21 protein-coding genes are annotated in these 20,827 nt (G+C 32.0%); 10 read left to right on the top strand and 11 right to left on the bottom strand.

All coding sequences use genetic code 11. The features are described from left to right. Positions 1-159 precede the first annotated feature (159 nt). The 4 genes from DK441_RS25060 to DK441_RS25045 all read right to left on the bottom strand — a co-directional run bounded on the left by DK441_RS25060 (position 160) and on the right by DK441_RS25045 (position 3,010). Positions 160-1,041: a sterol desaturase family protein gene (locus DK441_RS25060; RefSeq protein ID WP_109853284.1), complete on the bottom strand. Its 882-nt coding sequence runs from the start codon at positions 1,039-1,041 to the stop codon at positions 160-162. Between the two features lie 3 nt (positions 1,042-1,044). After that, positions 1,045-1,602 (bottom strand): hypothetical protein, encoded by a 558-nt coding sequence (locus DK441_RS25055; RefSeq protein WP_109853283.1) that lies wholly within the window; start codon positions 1,600-1,602, stop codon positions 1,045-1,047. 48 nt (positions 1,603-1,650) lie between these two features. Continuing rightward, positions 1,651-2,364, bottom strand: coding sequence for a VOC family protein (locus DK441_RS25050; protein WP_109853282.1), 714 nt, complete (start codon positions 2,362-2,364; stop codon positions 1,651-1,653). A 76-nt stretch (positions 2,365-2,440) separates the two neighbouring features. Next, the gene (locus DK441_RS25045; RefSeq protein ID WP_109853281.1) at positions 2,441-3,010 is read right to left on the bottom strand and encodes a Crp/Fnr family transcriptional regulator; all 570 of its coding nucleotides are present in this window, start codon (positions 3,008-3,010) and stop codon (positions 2,441-2,443) included. A gap of 474 nt (positions 3,011-3,484) precedes the next feature. Between DK441_RS25045 and DK441_RS25040 the strand changes: the two genes are divergently transcribed. From DK441_RS25040 to DK441_RS25025, 4 genes are all read left to right on the top strand, one after another. Continuing rightward, complete coding sequence (locus DK441_RS25040; protein ID WP_160112277.1) at positions 3,485-4,282, top strand: sensor histidine kinase; 798 nt, start codon at positions 3,485-3,487, stop codon at positions 4,280-4,282. Continuing rightward, on the top strand, positions 4,279-4,989 hold the full coding sequence (locus DK441_RS25035; protein ID WP_109853279.1) for a LytTR family DNA-binding domain-containing protein: 711 nt from the start codon (positions 4,279-4,281) through the stop codon (positions 4,987-4,989). Before DK441_RS25040 ends, DK441_RS25035 begins: the two co-directional genes overlap by 4 nt. Positions 4,990-5,098: 109 nt before the next feature. After that, positions 5,099-6,529 (top strand): serine hydrolase, encoded by a 1,431-nt coding sequence (locus DK441_RS25030; RefSeq protein ID WP_109853278.1) that lies wholly within the window; start codon positions 5,099-5,101, stop codon positions 6,527-6,529. A gap of 10 nt (positions 6,530-6,539) precedes the next feature. Next, positions 6,540-7,220, top strand: a complete 681-nt coding sequence (locus tag DK441_RS25025) for a CPBP family intramembrane glutamic endopeptidase (RefSeq protein WP_109853277.1) — start codon at positions 6,540-6,542, stop codon at positions 7,218-7,220. Between the two features lie 109 nt (positions 7,221-7,329). Here the strand turns inward: DK441_RS25025 and DK441_RS25020 are convergent, their stop codons facing one another. Beyond that, positions 7,330-8,037, bottom strand: coding sequence for a LytTR family DNA-binding domain-containing protein (locus tag DK441_RS25020; RefSeq protein WP_109853276.1), 708 nt, complete (start codon positions 8,035-8,037; stop codon positions 7,330-7,332). 1 nt (position 8,038) lies between these two features. After that, positions 8,039-9,115 (bottom strand): sensor histidine kinase, encoded by a 1,077-nt coding sequence (locus DK441_RS25015; RefSeq protein ID WP_109853275.1) that lies wholly within the window; start codon positions 9,113-9,115, stop codon positions 8,039-8,041. A 223-nt stretch (positions 9,116-9,338) separates the two neighbouring features. Between DK441_RS25015 and DK441_RS25010 the strand changes: the two genes are divergently transcribed. The 3 genes from DK441_RS25010 to DK441_RS25000 are packed head-to-tail and all read left to right on the top strand — an operon-like array spanning position 9,339 to position 13,216. Further along, complete coding sequence (locus DK441_RS25010) at positions 9,339-10,241, top strand: DUF5050 domain-containing protein (protein ID WP_109853274.1); 903 nt, start codon at positions 9,339-9,341, stop codon at positions 10,239-10,241. A gap of 47 nt (positions 10,242-10,288) precedes the next feature. Then, complete coding sequence (locus DK441_RS25005) at positions 10,289-12,283, top strand: serine hydrolase (RefSeq protein WP_200822886.1); 1,995 nt, start codon at positions 10,289-10,291, stop codon at positions 12,281-12,283. Between the two features lie 39 nt (positions 12,284-12,322). After that, positions 12,323-13,216: a PD40 domain-containing protein gene (locus DK441_RS25000; RefSeq protein WP_109853273.1), complete on the top strand. Its 894-nt coding sequence runs from the start codon at positions 12,323-12,325 to the stop codon at positions 13,214-13,216. Between the two features lie 56 nt (positions 13,217-13,272). Here the strand turns inward: DK441_RS25000 and DK441_RS24995 are convergent, their stop codons facing one another. The 3 genes from DK441_RS24995 to DK441_RS24985 all read right to left on the bottom strand — a co-directional run bounded on the left by DK441_RS24995 (position 13,273) and on the right by DK441_RS24985 (position 16,390). Continuing rightward, entirely contained in the window at positions 13,273-14,388 is a 1,116-nt protein-coding gene (locus tag DK441_RS24995; protein WP_109853272.1) for an ABC transporter permease, read from the bottom strand. Positions 14,389-14,420: 32 nt separating this feature from the next. Further along, positions 14,421-15,341 (bottom strand): ABC transporter ATP-binding protein, encoded by a 921-nt coding sequence (locus tag DK441_RS24990; RefSeq protein WP_109853271.1) that lies wholly within the window; start codon positions 15,339-15,341, stop codon positions 14,421-14,423. Between the two features lie 158 nt (positions 15,342-15,499). Further along, positions 15,500-16,390: a LysR family transcriptional regulator gene (locus DK441_RS24985; protein ID WP_109853270.1), complete on the bottom strand. Its 891-nt coding sequence runs from the start codon at positions 16,388-16,390 to the stop codon at positions 15,500-15,502. A 133-nt stretch (positions 16,391-16,523) separates the two neighbouring features. Between DK441_RS24985 and DK441_RS24980 the strand changes: the two genes are divergently transcribed. Both DK441_RS24980 and DK441_RS24975 read left to right on the top strand, forming a co-directional pair. Further along, positions 16,524-17,219, top strand: a complete 696-nt coding sequence (locus tag DK441_RS24980; RefSeq protein WP_109853269.1) for an aspartate/glutamate racemase family protein — start codon at positions 16,524-16,526, stop codon at positions 17,217-17,219. A gap of 97 nt (positions 17,220-17,316) precedes the next feature. Next, entirely contained in the window at positions 17,317-18,171 is an 855-nt protein-coding gene (locus tag DK441_RS24975) for a LamG-like jellyroll fold domain-containing protein (RefSeq protein WP_160112276.1), read from the top strand. Positions 18,172-18,263: 92 nt separating this feature from the next. Here DK441_RS24975 and DK441_RS24970 read toward each other — a convergent pair whose 3' ends face one another. Next, positions 18,264-18,944, bottom strand: coding sequence for a M23 family metallopeptidase (locus tag DK441_RS24970; RefSeq protein ID WP_109853267.1), 681 nt, complete (start codon positions 18,942-18,944; stop codon positions 18,264-18,266). Positions 18,945-18,949: 5 nt separating this feature from the next. Continuing rightward, positions 18,950-19,663: a hypothetical protein gene (locus tag DK441_RS24965; RefSeq protein WP_109853266.1), complete on the bottom strand. Its 714-nt coding sequence runs from the start codon at positions 19,661-19,663 to the stop codon at positions 18,950-18,952. 138 nt (positions 19,664-19,801) lie between these two features. On the opposite strand from DK441_RS24965, the gene DK441_RS24960 reads away from it, so the two are divergent. Then, positions 19,802-20,824, top strand: a complete 1,023-nt coding sequence (locus tag DK441_RS24960) for a sensor histidine kinase (protein WP_109853265.1) — start codon at positions 19,802-19,804, stop codon at positions 20,822-20,824. Positions 20,825-20,827: the final 3 nt, after the last annotated feature.

The following is a 20,827-nucleotide window of genomic DNA, read 5'->3' as shown; positions in this document are numbered from 1 at the left end:
TTTTGAACTTAATTGATGCAAAACTCGTCTAAAGTACCTTTTGGCAAATTATATAATAGATATTTAACTAATTTGAAATTTCTATAATTTATCATTCCTCTATAATTACCTAAGGTTTATGATGTAGATGGTAATTTAAGTAAATCAAGAGGTTGTTGTTTAACTTTTTGGCATCCAATCGGGTGGTTTAATCAAGACCAGAAGTTTGTTTTTGACACCTTCAACACCAACCATTTTTTTAAACAATCGAGTTATTCCATGAAAAAATACTTTTATTGGGTTGGTACTATTTAAGGGTTCTGAAATACCGTATTTTACGGTTTCGACTTCGGGTTCGAATGTGCCAAGCATTCTATCCCAAATAATAAGAATTCCGGCATAGTTTTTATCCCAATATTGCTTGTTTGAGCCATGATGTACGCGATGATGTGATGGTGTATTAAAAATAAATTCTACTGGCCTTGTGAACTTACCAATAATCTCGGTATGTAATAAGGTTTGAAACACTTGTACAAATACTTCAGATAATAATACTAAAATAGGATCATATCCCAACATCACTAATGGAAGTGAAAAAAGAATTGGCATTATAGCATCTAAAGGACCAAAACGATAGGCTACCGACATATTAAAATGTGGTGAACTGTGGTGTACAGTATGTGTTGCCCATCCAATACCTATACGATGCATCATACGGTGTTCCCAATAATAAGCGAAGTCTGCTAATACTATGCAAGAAATAATTGTTGCCCAATTTAATTCTAAATGCGGTAGACTGGCATTATTATATAACCAATAATAAAGTTTAGTTATGGCTAAAACTCCAAGGATAATTTCAATAAGAAGAAATGCACCAAACGTAATTATATTAGCAATACTATCAAAAACTAGGTTTTTGTTTAAGCGCTTTTGCCATGCATAACGAATTAGCTCTAATACAAAAAACGGAATAATGATGTACAGTAAACTTAAATCGTTAATTAGATAAAACCAGTAATTAACATCGACCCAGTCTAGTTGTTTTGATAAAAATTCAATCATGATTTATTGTCTTTTCCAAGTTTCTACATCGCTATAACCATAATAGTCATAGCTTAGTTTAAAAGTATTTTCATCAACCATATCAATGGCACACTCGATATCATACATTTGTTTTTTATATTCAATTGTATAGATCCCTTTTCCTTTATACCCATCAAATGATTTTATAATAAGCGCTTTTGTGCCTTTGGCTTTTTTGCTATTTCCACTTTCGTCTTCATATTGGTAGGTATAGGCATTAAATACATTGTCTTCTTTTTTAATAGTATATACTATCGCACCCATAAATTCTTTTGAGTGATAAGTAACTCTCCAATTGCCAATAATATAATCTGTCTCTTTATTATAATAGTTTGTAGAAGTATTAGAAGCTTCTTTATTATCACCTTCATTTTCTATGGTTTGCTTTTTCTCATCAGGAAATTGAGAAATAGTGTTTTCTTCTAAATCAGTTCGAGATGTATCGTTTGAACTTTGTGAAGCATAGCTTGCCAAGTGTGCACTACCAGCAAGTAGGATAACCACGGCTAAACTCCTGAACAATAATGTTGAATTTTTCATTTTTTTATGTTTTTATAAGTTTTTGATAGTGTTCTTCCTAGTAAGAAGTTATACTTTTTGTATGTAAAAGAAGGCTTCAGTTCCATCAGAACATAATAACCGGTTACCTTCATCAAGAATTAGATTTCCGTCGTTTGCTTCAATAGTTTTTTGTGATTGTTTCAGGTCTTTTACACCAAATGTGCATACCCAATATTCGTATTTACTTTTTATACTGTTAGGTATTTCATTAATAGTTGCTATATGCTCATTTTTTAAGTTATAAATCTCGAAGCTATTATCATTCACTTTTTGAAATTTCCAATTAAAAAGCTGTTTATAAAATAAAATCGCTTTTTGGATGTCAGACACATGTAATTCGTTAAAAATTAAAGTGTTTTCTTTATTTTTAGTTCTCGAATTCAATGCATTGCCTTCATAGACAGTAAACCCTGCACCTAATGTATCACGTATTAAAGCGATGCTACCAATAGAATTTTTGGTATCTACCAGTTCTATAATCCCACCTAGTTTACGTGCTTTTTCTATAGTTTCTGTAACGCTTTCTACTTGAATATAGGGCATCCAAAAAGATGGCATTTTCATATCTTGAAACTTCTGTGGTGTTTGATATAAACCAACAGTTTCTTTTTTACTGTTATATGCAATTAAATAATTATCGGTATTGTAATATTTCCAACCAAAAACAGTTTCATAAAACTGCTTTGTTTTATCAAGATTGTAACTGGATAAGTCTGCCCAAATAAAATTATTAGTATTCATATTGTAAATGGTTTATGAAGATTATGAGGCAAAACTAATCAGAGCGTTTAGTGTTATTTTTGACTTATGTCAAAATCTACTTTCGAGCTCTACTTAATGTTTCTTGACTTATACCTAACATTGAAGCGATATGTCCTAAATTGGCAATTTGCGTTATATTAGGAATTGCTTTTATTAATAATTGGTATTTTTCTTTGGCCGATAAAAAATAATAGCCTTTATAAAAATCATCTATCAATGCCATTTGTTCTTCTATGAGTAGGCGTCCAAAACGTTCTAACTCTGGAAAAGTTGTATATAATTCCTGCCATTGCGTATAGGTTAATGAAATAACCTCGCTGATTTCGGTAGTTTCGATATAATCTTTTGATGGTGTTTGCGAAAGATAACTATGCCAGGAAGTTACCATATTGTTTTTTGGATAAATCCAATGTGTAATATCTTTTCCGTCTTGATAAAAATAGGTACGAACCGTCCCATTTTTTAAAAAATAGAGACGTTTGCATGTTTTTCCTTCTTTACTTAAGATGGTACCTTTAGCTAAAATCTCATTACGAGCTAGTACTACAATAGCGTTTTCTGCTTCGTCTGAAAGTGTACTATATTGCCTTATGTGTTTGATAAACTCAATTACTGGTTTCTCCATACTAAAAAAGACATTTGAGGTTTATACAAGTTATATTTTTTGCTAACACTCTCATGCTCATTTACAAATATACATAATGGTGTTTTTGGGTTCGTGCAATTTTGACTAAAAAATAGGAGAGGAGTATAATCTGTGTGGAATAATATAGATAGAATTATAATAATCGTCTATAAAATTAGAAAGACCGTCTATATGATTACAAATATTTACCTTGTTTAGCTTACCTTAGTTTTTTATCAAAATGGTATGCAGAAAAGTTATTTAAAAATAATATTACACAGTTTTTTATGGCTGGTTGTATTTATATATCCAATAGCTTCATTAAATCATATTCCAAACGGGCAATATCTTATTAATAGAAATTGGCTGTCTATTTCAAGTATTTTTCTTGCTTTTTACTTCAATTACTTTGTACTAGTTGATCAGTTTTTTTTTAAAAGTAAAAAGGTGTTATTTTATATTCTAAATTTTTTTTTGATTGTTATACTCTATGTATTATTAAAAAAACTGTTACAATCAAATGTATTTCATCCAACAATTAATGGAGAATTAATACGAGAGGTAAGAAGTGGCGCTATGACCACTGTTCAATTAATGTTACCTATAATTTTAAGTATTGGTATGTGCGTTGGCTTAAAAGTAAATTCAAGATTTAATAAAAATAGAATATTACTACAAGAAGTAAAACAAACACAGTTAGATACTGAAATTAAGTATTTAAAGTATCAAGTTCAGCCACATTTTCTATTTAATACCTTAAATAATATTTATGCATTAATTGATAGTTCTCCTTTTTTGGCTAAAGAGTCAATACACACCCTAAGTAAACTGATGCGTTATCTATTACACGAAGCATCAATTAATAAAGTTCCTATTGTAAAAGAAATAGAATTTCTAGAACGTTATATAGATTTAATGCAATTGCGAGTATCTGCTAATCTAACGTTAAAAAAGAGTTTTCCTATAATTAATCAACCTATACAAATTGCTCCATTACTTCTTATTTCTTTTGTAGAAAATGCTTTTAAACATGGTATAGATGCTATACAACCAAGCTTTATTTACATTGACTTAACAATAGAAAATGATTGTATTAATTATTCTGTTACTAATTCTTCTTTTCCCGAAAAAGAAAAAGTTACCAATTCTGGAATAGGGTTAGAGAACTTAAAAAAACGATTAGAATTATTGTATCCTAATAAATTTAAATTAACCACCAGAGAAGAAAACAACGAATATATTGCAACATTAATACTTAATTTTAAAAAATGATACTTACTTGTGTTTTAATTGATGACGAACCATTGGCTCTTAATTTATTAGAAGGTTATGTAAAATCTACACCTTTTTTAAAATTGATTGCTAAATGCAATAGCGCGATTGCTGCAATGGAAATTATAGAACACAAATCGGTTGATTTGATTTTTACAGACATACAAATGCCTAACCTATCTGGTATTGAATTCTCTAAACTACTTTTAAATAAAAACACTAAAGTTATTTTTACAACTGCATTTGAAGAATTTGCACTCGAAAGTTATAAAGTTAATGCTATTGACTACTTAGTAAAACCAATTAGTTATCCTGAGTTTTTCTCTGCTGCGAATAAGGCAAAACAATTAATGCTTAACAACTCAACTCAAACAAACTATATAGATGATTATATTTTTGTAAAGTCAGATTACAAGCTAATTAAGATAAATTTAAAAGACTTAATTTATGTTGAAGGTTTAAAAGATTATTTAAAACTCTACACGGTTAATTCTGAAAAGCCAATCCTCACTTTAAAAAGCATGAAATCTTTAGCAGAAGAGTTGTCTAAAAAAAGCTTTATGCGTGTACATCGTTCTTTTCTTGTTAATTTAAAGATGATAACGACCATAGAACGTAATCGTATTGTATTTGGGGATAAATACATTCCAGTTTCAGAAAAATACAGAAAAGATTTTCAAAGATTTATTAATACCGATTTTACATAATAGATAAAATCTTCTTGTTTGTCTAGAATTGTATCGTAACTATCTATTTCATTTTAATAAGTTCTCACATTTAATCAATTTTGATGTATTCATATTAAACTATATATCAATGATTAAAGTAATTACATTTTTAATAATTTGTTTTGTGTCAGGTTTACAGGCACAAACAATAAACGACAAGATAGAGGAAATGATGCAAAAGCACGTTGAGCTTGATCAATTTTCAGGAACTGTTTTACTGGCAAAAGAAGGCAAAATTTTATATCAAAAAGCTTTTGGCGATGCAAATAAAAGTTATCAAATAAAAAACAATATAGATACAAAGTTTAATATTGCTTCAATGGGAAAAATGTTTACTGGCGTTTCCATTATGCAATTAGAAGAACAAGGGAAATTAAAAATAAATGATCCGGTTGTAAAATACCTGAAAGATTTTCCATTTGGCAATAAAATAACTATTCATCATTTACTGTCTCATACTTCAGGTTTAAGCAATTACATGCGGCACAAAGTGTATAGAGCAAATAGAGGGAAACGTTACGTAATCAATGATATAATACCTTTTATTTATGAACAAAAATTAGAGTTTGATATTCCAGGGAAAAAATTTGCATATTCTAATTCTGGAATGGTTGTGTTAGGTGCAATTATTGAAAAAATTTCGGGACAGTCTTATTCAGAATTTATTACTCAGAATATCTTTATTCCCGCTAAAATGAACAATACGCAAATGAGATTTTGGGATGATGTTGTCGAAAATAGAGCATTAGGTTATTTAAAGTCAATATCTGGTAAGTATACAAATACGATATATACAAATAGTTCACCACAATCTGATGGAGGAATATTATCTACAGTTAAAGATATGTTGAAATTTGACCAAGCATTATACACTTCACTTCTAATTAATGAAAATTCTAAAAAGAAATTATTTACCAATGTTATACCAAAAATAACTTACGGTTTGGCATTTCAGGTAGAAAATAAAAATAATAATAGAGTAGTAGGTCATGGTGGAGGATTACCAGGGTTTTCGTCATATTTTTCAAGATATTTAGATGACAAATACACCATAATTGCTTTATCTAACTACGATATGATATCTAGAAACATTGTATACTATATAGAGGATATCTTATATAATAAAAAATACCAATTGCCAAAAGAGAGATTACGCTTTTTTATTTACAGTAACAAAGCTAAAATCAACAATTTCAATGACTTAAAAGATATTGAGAGCTTTGTGAAAATACACAACTATTCTCTTAATCATCCACAACGTTTAAATCTTATTGCTTATGAGTTTATGAGAGAGAAAAATACTGAATTTGCTATAAAATTATTTAAGCTAAATGTGCATTTATTTCCAGATGAAGCAAATATGTATGATAGTTTAGGTGAAGCTTACGAGAATAATGAACAATTCGATTTAGCTTTAAAAAACTACGAAAAAGCGGTAGAAGTAGCTAAAAAGCAATCTCATAGGCTGCTAAATTCTTTTACGGCTAATCTAAATCGATTTAAAGAAAAGTTACAATAGAATTAAAAGCATGAAAAATAATATAAAAGAAAACAACCAACTTAGTTTTCTCTTTGATCTAATTATTTACATAACAATCATGTTTTTGATTAGAGAGACCTTTATTCCTAATACACACTATTTAGTTACAGGTTTTTTATATTCAGGTACTACTTTATTAGTAGCTACTTGGCAAATGAGAAGGAGAGGAGTTACATGGAAATCTTTAGGACTTATAAGGCCTAAAAACATTACTAAAACATTTTTAAATGCAGGAATAATATTTATTACTATAATCGCTACACTTCTTGTTTTTAACCTAATACAAGATTCATTTTTGGTTGTCAAAGAAAGTAGTGAAGCGGTAAAAGGAACCAATACAGGGTATTCTCTTAGTAATGGAGATTACGGCTATTTTTTTTCTGTTATTCTTTTTGTATGGCTACAATCTGCATTTGAAGAACTGCTAGAACGAGGCTTCTTAATTACCTGGATAGAGGGTATGTTTTCAAATTTAAAATTTAGGACCGCAATTGCTATTATAATACAAGCTTGTATTTGGGGTTTTAGACACTCGTATGATATTTCTGAACGTTCTATATCAGTAGCACTAATCGGAATTATTATGGGGATCGCTTATGTGAAACTCAATAGAAATTTATGGCCTGTGATCATAGCGCATTGTGCAATGAATACTATGTCTATGATATAAAAAGATATGATTCCTAAGTTACCACCCTAAGTTTGTTTACACTCAGTCTATCGAAATATTGAAGTACTGTCAAAAGGATAGGAGCGTGGCAATTAATAGTCGAGCGCTATCAATTTTTAATTAACTTAATAATTTCTTTATAGGAGGCACCGATCGGAATTTCCATACCATTAAGTAGGACAATATCTTTTGAGGTAAAAGAAGCAATTTTTTCTGTATTAATGATATAGGAACGATGCACTCTCAAAAAATTAGAAGGTAATTTTTGTAAAAAGACACTGATCTTATCTTTGGTAATGATGGTATCATCTGCAGTATGTATTCTTACATAATCTTTAATGCTGTCGATAAACAAAATGTTGCTAAATTCGACCCGAATCATTCTTTTGTTAGCATTCACAAAGATGTGATCCAATGTTTTCTTAGCTTCGGGTGATTCATCAGAAACGTATTGGATCCCTGCACTCAATGCTTTGTATTTATTGATAGATTTATAAAACCGAATAAAAGATATAGGTTTTAACAAATAATCAATGATATCCAGTTCATATCCTTCTAAAGCGTATTCTCTGTAGGCTGTAGTTAGTATAACTTTGGGTTGTATGTTTGTGTTTTTTATAAAATCAATACCGGTAACTACAGGCATTTGGATATCTAAAAACAAAAGGTCAATGGTATTCTTTTGAAGAAAATCTCCCGCATGGATAGGGTTATCAAATGTTGATACAAGTTCAAGGTCCGGTACTTTCATGATATGCTTTTCAAGTACCTTAATGGCTAGTGGCTCATCATCTACGACCATACATTTTATTTCCATATTATTGTAAATTAATGCTTAATACAACCTGAAAATCATTATCTGTTTTGATGCTTTTCAGGTCATAGTTATTTTTATAGTTCAGTTCTAATTGTCTTTGCGAATTAGAAAATCCAATTCCAGAACGGGATTCATTTTCATTAATGTCTTGTTTGCTATCGGGTAGGGTATTAAAAACTTTAAAACAAAGTTGATCTTGGTTTGTCGTTAATTCAATTCGAATTACCGAATCATTGAGATTATTACTAGCACCATGTTTAAAAGCGTTTTCGACAAATGAGATCAGGATCAAGGGGGCTATCATTACGTTAGGGTCATGAAGGTGGTATGTAAAGTTCAATGTTAACTTATTACCGTAACGTAGGGATTCCAAATCTATATAATCCTGTATCAACGCAATTTCTTTTTTTAAAAGAACTTCGGCATCTTTACACTGGTACAGCATATAATCTAGCATGTCTGACAGTTTTAAAACAACTTCAGATGCTTTTTCAGATCGATCTAATGTTAATGAATACAAATTATTTAACGTATTGAACAAAAAATGCGGATTTGTTTGCGCTTTTAAAAACTTAAGCTCAGTATTCGCTTTTTCTTTTTGTAAAACTTCCAGTTGATGACGTTCTTCAAAACGGTCCTTAACTATCTTAGTCATTAGCATTAAAAAAACGAATACATAGACCGATGGAAAATGAACGACAGCCAAGTGAAATGGGTCTGCTAATATTTCTATGAAGCTTTCTTCCTCGTAATATTTAGGAATAAAAAATTTAGTCAAGTACATATTTGAAAGCTTTGAAATAACTAAAAACACATATGCAGATATCAAAAAAGAGAATCCAAACTTAAGATACTTCTTTTTAAATAGAAGTTTGGGTACCTGATAATAGACTAAAAAATAACTTGCTAATAATTGGGCAGGTAAAAAACTCAAACTAGAGTTTACAGTCTTTTCAACGCTTCCATCATTTAATGCAGCCAATATGGGTAAACTTATAAACAATAAAAACCAAAATATGAGGTGTGAAACAACTCTATTCTGAAGAATCCAATCAATTAAGTTCTTTCTTTTAACCATAGAGCATAAATATATAAAATATGAGTTGAGCACTACAGTAATAAAGACGAATCTTAATAACCTACTGCCCAAATCTCATTTCCTGCGGATTAAGAATATTTTCTGTTGATGATAGGTATGTATCTGTTAGAAGATATCATTCGTCTGCTTTACAGTTTTTCAGGGATTCTATTTGATAGGTTTGTTTAATAGTATAACCCAAATAGTATTAAAAAGTAAGAATATGAAATACATAAAAACTATCGCAATCTTTTTACCTTTCCTTTCTTTTTTGGTTGGTTATAGTCAGAACAATAAAAATTCGAAATCCATATCTTATACGATTGCTTATGCATCAAAAGAAACAGGTGATTCAGAAATTTACCTGACCGATAGTAGAGCTGAATCAAAAACTAGAATCACAAATCGCCCTGGGAGAGATGGTTATATAGCTTGGTCTCCTGATGGAAAACGGATCACTTCTTATGGTTATTATGATGGAGGAAACACATGGTCTATTCATACCATGAATAGCGATGGTACCAACATGAAACGATTAACGCATGCAAAAAACAAATGGGATAATTCACCTACGTGGTCTCCTGATGGAAAAAAAATTGTTTTTGCAAGAGATTATCAAGATTCGGAAGAAGTTTGGAGGGCAGAACTTTGGATTATGAATTCAAATGGTAGTGACCAGGCTCAAATAAAACCACTGAATGGTGGAGGACCATATTTTACTCAAGAAGGGAAACTCGTCTTTCATTCCATCTTTCATTCCAATAGTGAAGAAATTTGCATAGCCAATGTTGATGGCAGCAACATAACTAAGTTAACCAATAATAAAGCTAAAGATTTACATCCTGAAGTTTCTGCAGATGGTAAACAAATAGTTTTTATGTCTAATAGAGATGGAAATCATGAAATTTATGTAATGAATATAGATGGCTCCAATCAAAAACGATTAACAAATAATGATGTTGATGATTGGAATCCTTCCTGGTCTCCTGATGGTTCTAAAATAATTTTCCAATCCTCAGATGAGAATGGAGAAAAACATGTCTATATGATGAACAACGATGGTTCCTCAGTAGAAAAATTTATAAATAATGCTTTTGGAGCAGTTTGGTTAAAAACACAAAAATAACAGTGGTTTTGTAAGATTAAACGATTTAGAATTCAAAAGATAAAACAATGAAAAACATGACGCGATTTCTCTGTTTAATTATACTTTTAATAACAAGTATTAGCTTTGCCCAACAAAGTGATAGCCTCGCACCAGAGGCTACAGCTGCCGAAGCCAAAATATCGTTCTGGGATTTACCATATCTCAAAGAAGCCTTTATCGATACAACGCCAACAGATAAAAAGGACGGTCTAGCAATAGGTGAATTGGGCGCTAATGGTGGCAATAAAGACATGATTGTCAAGCTAGCCGAGGAGATCGCAGACAGTATGCACGGTCTCTATGACAGCATGCTTATCACCCATAAAGGTATGCTCTTGTTTGAATCTTACTACCGGCGCGGTCGAGTTAATCTGGCCAGTGACCAAGCGTCAGCCGCTAAAGCCTACACCAGCTTCATACTGGGCCGTGCTATCCAGTTGGGCTATCTTACAATGGCCGATCTCGATAAACCCCTGGTTAGTTTTTTAAAAGATCTGGATCCAACAAAATTTGCTGATGGCGTAGAAAAAATCACGCTCCATAAGGTATTAACCATGCGCGGGGGGCTTCGCATTAGTGAAGAACAGAGAAAAGAGTTCGAGAAAAATCCAAGCAAGTTAAAAGGCCAAGGCCTAGTTCAAACCCTTCTTGAGCATAGTGCACCTATTACCTCAGCGTCTCAGAACTATTCATATGGCAACTTCAATCCAAGTTTGGTGATGCAAGTCATTGAGGCCGTCGTCCCAGGCACCGCCCAGGATTTCATCAAAAATGAACTTCTCGATAAAATGGGGATCACAAATTATCGCTGGCGAACTGGCGTTAGTGGCCTGCCAGAAGCTGGTTGGCGAGTGAGCATGACATCGAGAGATATGGTCAAGTGGGGAACTTTGGCCATCAATAAAGGTAAATGGAATGGCGAACAATTGATTTCAGCAGAATTTTTAGCTAAAGCCACCAGTAATATTACTAAACCTACTGAAGATTGGCAACCCGACAACTTTAATTATGGTTATTTTTTCTATCAAACGAATATAACAGTCGGTGATAAAAGCTATGATACCACTTTCGCTTGGGGTGGTGGTGGACAATATATTATCACCGTTGATGAACTTGACTTAGTTGTTGTGATTACTGGTCATGATAGAGAAGATACTATAATGACTCAGGTTTCAAAAATCATCTTACCTGCGTTTGTTAAAGATCACTCCTCAGTTTTAGAAAGTCCCTATCTAGGTCAAAAATCACCAGGCTTAATTCCTGAACCTTTTGCTCCTGGTGTTGTTACGACAGAGGAATGGCAATGGAGTGGTGCCTTCACACCCGACCTAAAAGAATTTTATTTCATCAGAGAAGTTGGAGAAACAGAGGAGGATAAAAAAATGAAATTTGTTGTTATTCAAAATAAGAATAATAAGTGGCAGGAGTCGGTTATATCACCCAGAGTGGGAGAACCCTTTATATCGCCCGATGGTAAGATCATGCACTTGGGTACAAGATATAAAGAGCGTACGGAAACTGGCGATTGGTCCAAGATAAAAAGCCTTGGTGTTCCATTTAAAGACTTCCCAATCATGCTCCTTACGGCTTCTGCTAAAGGTACCTATGTTTTTGATTCAATGGGAGAAGGTATTCTTCGTTATTCAAGATTAATTGAGGGAGAACGTGAAGAACCTAAACAGTTTGGTAAGGAGATAAACACCGGAGGATCGAATGCCCACCCTTTCATTGCTCCCGATGAATCCTATATTCTTTGGGATGGTAGAAGAGATAGTGGATATGGTAATGCTGATATCTATATCAGTTTTCAACAGCGAGATGGTTCATGGGGGGAGGCTATTAACTTGGGCGATAAGATAAACACAGAGTCTTCGGAAGCGGGTGCATTTGTGTCGCCGGACGGGAAATATCTTTTCTTCAATAGAAATGTAGGTAAAACAAAACCAACTGATAAATACGATGATGTAGATACATTCTGGGTAGATGCTAAGATTATCGAGAAACTCAGGCCCAAATCATGATCTGTACAATAAATTACCAAGAATAAAAAAAGTTGAACAATGAAAAAAGTACATTTTATTTTGCTTCTTATATTGGTACTAGTTTTTAATGCTTGCACTACTAAAAAACAGCACGCAACAACTACTACTTCACCAATTATAGAAAGTCCCTATCTGGGGCAAAAGCCACCTGGTTTAATACCTGAACGTTTTGCTCCAGGTATGATCGTGACTGAGGGTTGGGAATACGGAGGAGTCTTTACACCCGACCAGAAAGAGTTTTATTTTATCAGAGAAGTAAAGGAAAATAAAAAACATGAATTTGTTGTTTTTCAATATAAAAATAATAGGTGGCAGGAGTCAGTGATATCTGCGAGAGTAGGGCAGCCATTTATCTCACCCGATGGTAAGACCATGCATTTAGGCAGACGATATAAGGAGCGAACCGAGACGGGGGAGTGGTCAGGGATAAAAAAACTAGACTCCTCATTTCAAAAAATAGAGATCATGCGCCTTACGACTTCATCAAAAGGAACCTATGTTTTTGATGAAGTGGGCATGCCAGATGGAGACGGTGTGATTCGGTATTCTCGATTAATAAATGGGAGGCATGAAGAACCTAAAGCATTTGGTAAAAAGATTAACACCGGAAAGATGAACGCACACCCATTTATTGCACCAGATGAATCCTATTTAATCTGGGATGGTGAAAGAGAAAACGGATATGGAGATTCGGATATCTACATTAGTTTTAAACAACAAGATGGTTCCTGGAGTGAGGCTATCAACCTCGGGGATAAGATAAACACCAGTGCCTGGGAAGCAGCTGCAAGTGTTACACCAGACGGTAAATATCTTTTCTTTAATAGGAATATGGGCTCCGACAAATATGAAAACGTAGACATATTCTGGGTAGATGCACAGATTATTGAGACACTAAGACCTAAACCATAAAACAAATTGGGGTTACAGCTATCAAAAATTTTATTGCTGAAGAATTGGAGCAAAGCTTACTCTATGGCAATAATATTCTTCTTAAATAGTACTGTAGAAATCAAAGTCATTCCCAAGCCAATGGCTAATAGAATTCCCATTTTAGGAAGAATGGCTATCAAAGGTAATTGTCTCCAGAAAATATCAAAGAAACCTTCAATTCCCCAATAATTTACACTAATTACTGCAATGTTTTGCATGAAGGCTGGCATCATACTAATCGGAATCATACTTCCTCCAATTGCTGACATCAGAATGATAATAATGGTGCTCATTCCTTGTAATTGTTGACGTGTTTTTACCGTAGATACTAAGAAAACTCCAAAACTAGAAACTGCAAACGAGATACATAAAATCAATACGATTAATGAGAATAGATCCATAAAAATAGGTAACCCAAATGCCAACCAGGCAAAGACAAACATGGTGGTTAATTGTAAAATAGAAACCACCATTGCTGTTCCCATTTTTGCTAATAAAATATCTAATGGTTTTACAGGAGCAATTAGCAAACGTTTTAAAGTACCGGCCTCTTTTTCATCTAACAATCCACCGCCAATAGCGGCTATACTAAATAACAACATCATAATTGCTGTTCCTCCTACAGCTTGTACCAAACCAGGGTGTGCTTTGGTAGAACTCTCTTTGATTAGCGAAGTTGTTTTTAGTTTTATAGTATTAATCACATCTACTTTTCCTAAATGATATTTGAATCCTTCTTTTAAAACGGTATGTACAATTCGCATCTGTAAATCTCTTGCAGCATCGTATTTTAGTTCGATAGGCAAGTCTGTATCGGTTTTAACAGCATCCGAAAATCCTTTTTCAAAAATTAGGACGGCTACATTTTTCCCTTTTCTAACAAGGTCTAAGGCTTTCTCTTCTTCAGAAGCGATCAAACGAATGGTTTGCATGCTATTCAATTTTGTAATTAGTTCTTGAGAAGTTGTTGTAGCATCTTTATCCACGACCAAAACCCCTAAAGGTTTTGGAGCACTTTTCTTTTTTGCAACACCTCCAAATGCAAAGGCAAATAGTGTAATCATAATAATAGGTAATAGAAAAGTAATCAGGACTCCTTTTTTGTCTGTGAAATATAATCTTAAGTCTTTTTTTAATATAGTAATAAACATGATGGTTGATTTTGTAATTGATGGATATGAAATTAATCTCTTAGTTGTTTTCCTGTGAGGCTTAAAAAGATCGCTTCCAAGTTTACTTTGTTCAATTGTATGTCTTTGATAGGTAATTGCAATTCATTACACGCTGTAATTACTTTAGAAAGTTCTTTCACGGTACACTCTACCAACAACTTGTTTTTATTTTGTGTCAATGTATGGGAAAGTAATTTTTTGAGTTGATTTACATTGCTTTCGGAAAGGAAATCAAATTCGAACTGAATACTTTCTTTTGTATGTACCAATTCTTTCAACTCAGATTGTGTTCCTTGTGCGATGATTTTTCCTGAATCTATAATTGCAATACGATCACACAAACGCTCTACTTCTTCCATATAATGTGTGGTATAGACAATGGTCATTCCTTGTTTGTTTAAGGTTTCGATGACTTCAAAAATGTGGTTTCTACTTTGCGGATCTATTCCCACAGTTGGCTCGTCCATAAATAATACTTTTGGATGATGTAACAATGCCGCAGCAATATTGATTCTGCGTTTCATTCCCCCCGAATAGGTTTTGATCAAATCTTTCTTTCTGTCTAATAATCCAATCAACTTCAGGGTGGCATGGATTCTTTCTTTCAATATTTTGGACGGAATTCCATATAGATTTCCCCAGAACAATAAGTTTTTATAGGCAGAAAGGTCTTCGTATAAGGATATTTCCTGCGGTACAACACCGATAAGATGCTTACATACTGAAGTGTTTTTAGTACTATTTTTACCATCAATATGAATAGTTCCTGCATCGCTTTTTAAAATAGTACTCATCATATTGAGTGTGGTAGATTTTCCAGCTCCATTGGGACCTAAAAACCCGAAGATTTCTCCTTTTTTAATAGTAAAACTAATATCGTTTACCGCCTGTATGTTTTGAAATGATTTGGAAAGGTTTTGTACTTGAATCATAGATGGTTTTGCTTATTGATTGTTCAAATATCGCAAGCACATTGCTATCTATAAAAATGATGTTACCGAATTGTGTTTTTTTAAGGATGAATTGTGGGTTGGGTGGAAACTAGGGAGTTTTATCTTGATTGGTTTAGGGAAAATATATGTGAAATAGATTATACGTCTAAAAAATCTTCCTCAAAACTAGAGATAAAATCGTGTATATACTTTTTATTTCGATGTTTCATTTTTACAACTAAGTAATGTTTTCGTTTTAAACCATTTTTTCCAATGCGTTTAAACATCAACTCTTTCGACAATTTAAAAGGAGTCAATTGCCATTTTGGAGCGCACATGATTCCCATATTAGCATGTATCATTGATAATGTAATTTCTGTAAACGGAATTGCAGAAACCTTAATAGGATGTATTCCATTTGGTTTTAGAAATTGCTCATAGACAGCTACACCTTCTAGCGGGAAAGAGTTGATTAACAAGTGTATGTCTGAAAAATCACTTGCTTCCAAATAATCTAAACCATTAAGATGATTTTCTTCATGTATAACAGCAAAAATCTCATCTTCAAACACTTTTATACTTTCCAATTCTTCAGAAGCAGGTTTAGATGTTACAATGGCAATATCTATATCATTAGATAATAGTTGTGATATGGTTTGATGTGTTGCACCTAGAGTTATATCTATATCAATTTCTGGATATAGAATTCCCATTTTTTGTATAAACGCAGGAATAGTATGAAAAAACGATTGGCATTCTGCACTTAACTTAATGGTACCTTTTGAGCCTTCTTTTATATGCTGAATAGTACTAAGGCTTTCATCTATCGCATCAAAAAGTTTATTAGCCAATTTATATAGTTCTGAACCTTCTTGAGTTAACTCCCATTTATTTCTTGTTCTCTGAAAGACTTTAAAACCCAATCGTTCTTCTAACTCACGTAATTGATGACTTAAAGCAGACTGCGTTAAAAAAAGTCGTTCGGTAGAATTAGCAATACTGCCTTCTTCAGCGATTGTTTTTATTAATCTGAAATATTTGAGTTCCATAAATTGTAAAGATAAGTTACTTATGTATAGGTTGTAGTTGAAATTATTTCAGTTATAATTTTATTTATCTCAATTTCAAAACTGTTTACCTCTAACTATTCATCATAGCTTTGTTGAAGCTAATACTAAGAATATGAAAACAATAGGGTTAATAGGAGGAATGAGTTGGGAATCATCAAAACTGTATTATGAGTTTTTAAATACCAAAGTAAAAGATATATTAGGGGGTTCTCATTCTGCAAAATGCATTATGGTTTCGGTAGATTTTGCAGATATAGAACGATTGACTTTTAAGGGCGATTGGGATGCTATAGGAGAACTTATGAAACAAGCAGCACAGCAGTTAGAAAGGGCAGGGGCAGATATTATTTTACTTGGCACAAACACTATACATATAGTAAGTCATTATATTTCTGAAAATGTAAGTATTCCGTTTATACATATTGCCAGAACCACTGGTGAATCTATCAAAAAGTTAGGTATAAAAAAAGTAGCGTTATTGGGTACAAAATTCACTATGGAAAAAGATTTTTATACCAAAACATTGATTAATGATTTTGGACTTGAAATTTTAATTCCTGATACAAGCGATAGACAAATTGTCCATGATATAATTTATAACGAATTAGTTAATGGGCAATTTACAAAGGCTTCAAAACAAAAAATTATTGGGATTATAAAAGAACTACAAAAACAAGGTGCCCAAGGTGTTATTTTAGGTTGTACAGAATTACCTATTCTAATTTCAGAATTAGATATAGCTATTCCAATATTCGATACAGGAAAAATTCATGCTCATAAAGCTATTGAATGGAGTATACATAATTAATGTGGATTTGATATTTGCTAAGGTGATCTGAATAATTTTAATACATCCAAAAACAACATGGCAGATGTTATGTATATTAATCTTTAATCAAGAAATCATGAAAACAACAATGCTTTTATCTATATCTAGAGTATTATTTTTACTAATTACTACTATTTCTTTTTCACAAAATAAACAATTAAAAGACCATATACTTTTTTACAGTTCTTTTGACGGAAAATTATCTGCAGATGTATCTGTTGGCGATGCAATGATGTATACAGCCGAAAATTATAAAAAAGCAGATAATGCTAAATTGGGTTTAAACGATCCTAATGTTATTTTAGCTAAAAATAAAGGCCTTATAGGTGATGCACTTCACTTTAAAAAGGCAAAAACTTCCGCTGTTTTTTATAAGGCATATAAAAATGTGGGGTACAGTAATAAATCATGGAGTGGTACCATATCATTTTGGTTACAATTAGACCCCGACAATGATTTGGCACCGGGTTATTGTGACCCAATATGTATTACAGATGTTAGATACAATGATGCTGCATTATGGGTAGATTTTACGGATCATGATCCAAGAAAGTTTAGATTTGGAGCTTTGGGAGATTTAGACGTTTGGAACCCAGAAAACAAAAATGATGATGCTAAGTGGGAACAACGCACTGTTACCGTAAAACAACCTCCTTTTGGCAAAGGAAAATGGACACACATTACTATTACTTTCTCAAAAGTGAATACAACAAAATCTATATTCAAATTATACTTAAATGGTACATTCAAAGGTGCTATAAAAGATGTTAATGATCCATTCACATGGGAAGCAGAAAAAGGAAAGATCATGTTAGGTCTAGGCTATATTGGCTTTATGGATGAGCTTACCATTTTTGATAAACCACTAGATCTTAAAGAAGTGAAATTTATTTTCGAACTAAAAAATGGCATAAAGACTTTATTCAAATAAAAGTGTTGATAACTGTAATGGAATACTCTTTTTACAACTAGGGCAGAGGAGTGGAGGCAAAAAGTGTATAGAATGGGATTTCTAACTATACTTTAATTTTTTCTAACCTTCTGTCCTCTTACTGGTTCACCTTGTTCTACAAATATATCATCTTCATAGTAATTTATAAATTGAGGAGGAAGCCCAATACCATTTGAACTATCTGATGTTGTTAAATGATAATGTAAATGTGGTTCAGTAGAATTTCCACTATTTCCAGCTTTTCCGACTTCTTGACCTTTAACCACAGCATCACCAACAGCAACTATAATTGACTCTTTTTTTAAGTGTGCCATTACAGAAATTTCACCGTTTAAGTGATCAATTATGATATAATTACCTCCGGCTTTATTAAGAACTCCAGGAATATTATCTTCAATATTATTTTCTATTGCTATTACTTTTCCATCACCAGGCGCATTTAAGCGTTTGCCAAAACAATAATAATCTTCGTTTTGAGTACCATCCCCAGTAAAAGAAGCTCCATTAACTATTTGAAGAATGTCTATAGCATATCTCTCATGACGATTTTTAAAATGTTGATTCTGTACTATTGATTTTCCTCCCCAAACTACATACCATTCGTTTTCAAATGGCAGTTCTAATTCTGTTTTCGTCTGGTAATTTAAAAAAATATCTTCTTCGATTTGTCCTTCATCTCCTATTAGAGTATCAGCGCAAGAACTCATTAATAAAACAATTAAGAATGAGAAAGTATAAATTATAGGTTTCATAAGTTTTAAAATTTATAAATAATACCAAGGTTTAATTGATGTTGTAATTCTCTATAAGCAATAGGTATTTGAAGTCTACTATAACTAAAATCATAGGTTGCTTTTATATCTAAGTTATCTGAAAGGGTATACCCATACTTTAAATTCCATAAAATGCTTTGATAGCGATTGAAGAAATACAAGCCTGCATTAATACTTGTAACTCTACCCAAAACAAACGGAATAGAAATTTGTGATGATAGATATTGTTTTTCATTTAGTCGATATCCAAAACGACTAGTAATGCCAAATTCTTGATGTATATCTACATAGTCACCATGGTTAAAAAAACGGGAAATATTTGATTGCGATTGTAAACCTAAATGTATTGACAAAGAATTCTTTGTATACAGTTGTTTTAAATACGAGAAATTTACCCTTCCTTTTAAAAGTTCTGTATTAAAATTTGATAATCTGTCTGTTTTTAATGCTGTTTTTCCTAAGAAACCTAAACCTATCTCAAATATATTTTGGTTTTTATTTCTACGCTCGTAGCTCAATTTGTAAACTATACCGTTATAATCGTAACGTGCTACAGGAGCGAGCTCTAAATTTTTTAATACTCCAAAATTATAAGCTGTAGAAAATTCAAGCTTATTCTTTTTTTTATTAGATATTTTTTCTTGTGCCTTAAGTGTAATACCAGATATGCACAGGATGGCGAAAATATATTTTCTCATATTCAATATTTGAAACAAAACAACAGAAAATATAGTATCGGAAAATAAATATTTGATTAACGTTCTATATTTATTGATTAACGTTGAAGTACGTAACTAAACAAATTAATTTTGTCTTTCTTTGTTAAAAAATGTGCAATGAATACATCTAGAATAGCGCTATATACGGGACATCTAATATTCTGGTTACTAAATTATTGGTTTGTTGCTCTTGGATCAGAATTTAATTGGAATGGTTTTACCTATATCTCTGGTAGTTTAGCGTACGCATATGCCTATGGGCTTTTCTTTAATGCAGTTTTGTTTTATTCGCAAGCTTTTTTGTTCACAAGAATATATAAGCGTAACAAAAAAGTAAACTTTTATCTAGTAACTGTTCTTGTAATTATAATAATAACGGTAATCGAAACATATTGTGACTTTATACTATATCACGCCTATAATGTGGATAACGAGCCGTTGTTAGGAAGTTTTTCAACTAATTTTATTGTACATATTTTATATACTGCCGCTGGTTTTTACTACATCGTAAAATTTGAATACCGAAAATCGGAAAAAACAAAGCAAAAATTGATAGAAGAAACCTATAAAACAGAACTGAAATATCTAAAAGCACAGTTAAATCCTCATTTTTTATTTAATGGTATTAATAGTGTTTATCATTTAATTGGTAAAGATGATGTTTTAGCAAAAGAGACTTTGCTACAGTTTTCAGGATTGTTGCGCTATCAGTTATATGAAACTAGCTCCCACATTTTATTAGAAAAAGAATTAGATTATGTATTAAAATATATTAAAATCGAAGAGACACGTAGAGGCCCAGATATTCGCTTAGATTATGAAATCAAATCAGAAAACTCTCAATTAAAGATTGCACCTTTATTATTAATCCCTTTTATTGAAAATGCCTTTAAACATGGTAGTAATCATATAGATAGTACTTTGAATACTATTACAATAAAAATTGAAGAAATTGAAAGAAAACTTTCCTTAAGCGTTGTAAATAATTATGATGAATCTTCAGTACATAATACTAGAGTAGGAGGAATAGGATTAACCAATGTGCAAAAACGGTTATCATTATTATATCCTGACCAACATCAACTCAAGATAAAAAAGGACAAGGCCAAACATATTGTTGACCTTTCTATTAATTTATAACGT

The organism is Aquimarina sp. AU58 (assembly GCF_900312745.1).
In the GTDB taxonomy this organism is placed as follows: Bacteria; Bacteroidota; Bacteroidia; order Flavobacteriales; family Flavobacteriaceae; genus Aquimarina; species Aquimarina spinulae.
This window is presented reverse-complemented; position numbering and strand designations above follow the sequence as displayed.

What these genes read in the sequence shown, in the direction of transcription:
- DK441_RS25060 (WP_109853284.1), bottom strand. Translation starts at nt 1,041, where the DNA reads ATGATTGAATTTTTATCAAAACAACTAGACTGGGTCGATGTTAATTAC.
- DK441_RS25055 (WP_109853283.1), bottom strand. Translation starts at nt 1,602, where the DNA reads ATGAAAAATTCAACATTATTGTTCAGGAGTTTAGCCGTGGTTATCCTA.
- DK441_RS25050 (WP_109853282.1), bottom strand. Translation starts at nt 2,364, where the DNA reads ATGAATACTAATAATTTTATTTGGGCAGACTTATCCAGTTACAATCTT.
- DK441_RS25045 (WP_109853281.1), bottom strand. Translation starts at nt 3,010, where the DNA reads ATGGAGAAACCAGTAATTGAGTTTATCAAACACATAAGGCAATATAGT.
- DK441_RS25035 (WP_109853279.1), top strand. Translation starts at nt 4,279, where the DNA reads ATGATACTTACTTGTGTTTTAATTGATGACGAACCATTGGCTCTTAAT.
- DK441_RS25030 (WP_109853278.1), top strand. Translation starts at nt 5,099, where the DNA reads ATGATTAAAGTAATTACATTTTTAATAATTTGTTTTGTGTCAGGTTTA.
- DK441_RS25025 (WP_109853277.1), top strand. Translation starts at nt 6,540, where the DNA reads ATGAAAAATAATATAAAAGAAAACAACCAACTTAGTTTTCTCTTTGAT.
- DK441_RS25020 (WP_109853276.1), bottom strand. Translation starts at nt 8,037, where the DNA reads ATGGAAATAAAATGTATGGTCGTAGATGATGAGCCACTAGCCATTAAG.
- DK441_RS25015 (WP_109853275.1), bottom strand. Translation starts at nt 9,115, where the DNA reads ATGGTTAAAAGAAAGAACTTAATTGATTGGATTCTTCAGAATAGAGTT.
- DK441_RS25010 (WP_109853274.1), top strand. Translation starts at nt 9,339, where the DNA reads ATGAAATACATAAAAACTATCGCAATCTTTTTACCTTTCCTTTCTTTT.
- DK441_RS25005 (WP_200822886.1), top strand. Translation starts at nt 10,289, where the DNA reads ATGAAAAACATGACGCGATTTCTCTGTTTAATTATACTTTTAATAACA.
- DK441_RS25000 (WP_109853273.1), top strand. Translation starts at nt 12,323, where the DNA reads ATGAAAAAAGTACATTTTATTTTGCTTCTTATATTGGTACTAGTTTTT.
- DK441_RS24995 (WP_109853272.1), bottom strand. Translation starts at nt 14,388, where the DNA reads ATGTTTATTACTATATTAAAAAAAGACTTAAGATTATATTTCACAGAC.
- DK441_RS24990 (WP_109853271.1), bottom strand. Translation starts at nt 15,341, where the DNA reads ATGATTCAAGTACAAAACCTTTCCAAATCATTTCAAAACATACAGGCG.
- DK441_RS24985 (WP_109853270.1), bottom strand. Translation starts at nt 16,390, where the DNA reads ATGGAACTCAAATATTTCAGATTAATAAAAACAATCGCTGAAGAAGGC.
- DK441_RS24980 (WP_109853269.1), top strand. Translation starts at nt 16,524, where the DNA reads ATGAAAACAATAGGGTTAATAGGAGGAATGAGTTGGGAATCATCAAAA.
- DK441_RS24975 (WP_160112276.1), top strand. Translation starts at nt 17,317, where the DNA reads ATGAAAACAACAATGCTTTTATCTATATCTAGAGTATTATTTTTACTA.
- DK441_RS24970 (WP_109853267.1), bottom strand. Translation starts at nt 18,944, where the DNA reads ATGAAACCTATAATTTATACTTTCTCATTCTTAATTGTTTTATTAATG.
- DK441_RS24965 (WP_109853266.1), bottom strand. Translation starts at nt 19,663, where the DNA reads ATGAGAAAATATATTTTCGCCATCCTGTGCATATCTGGTATTACACTT.
- DK441_RS24960 (WP_109853265.1), top strand. Translation starts at nt 19,802, where the DNA reads ATGAATACATCTAGAATAGCGCTATATACGGGACATCTAATATTCTGG.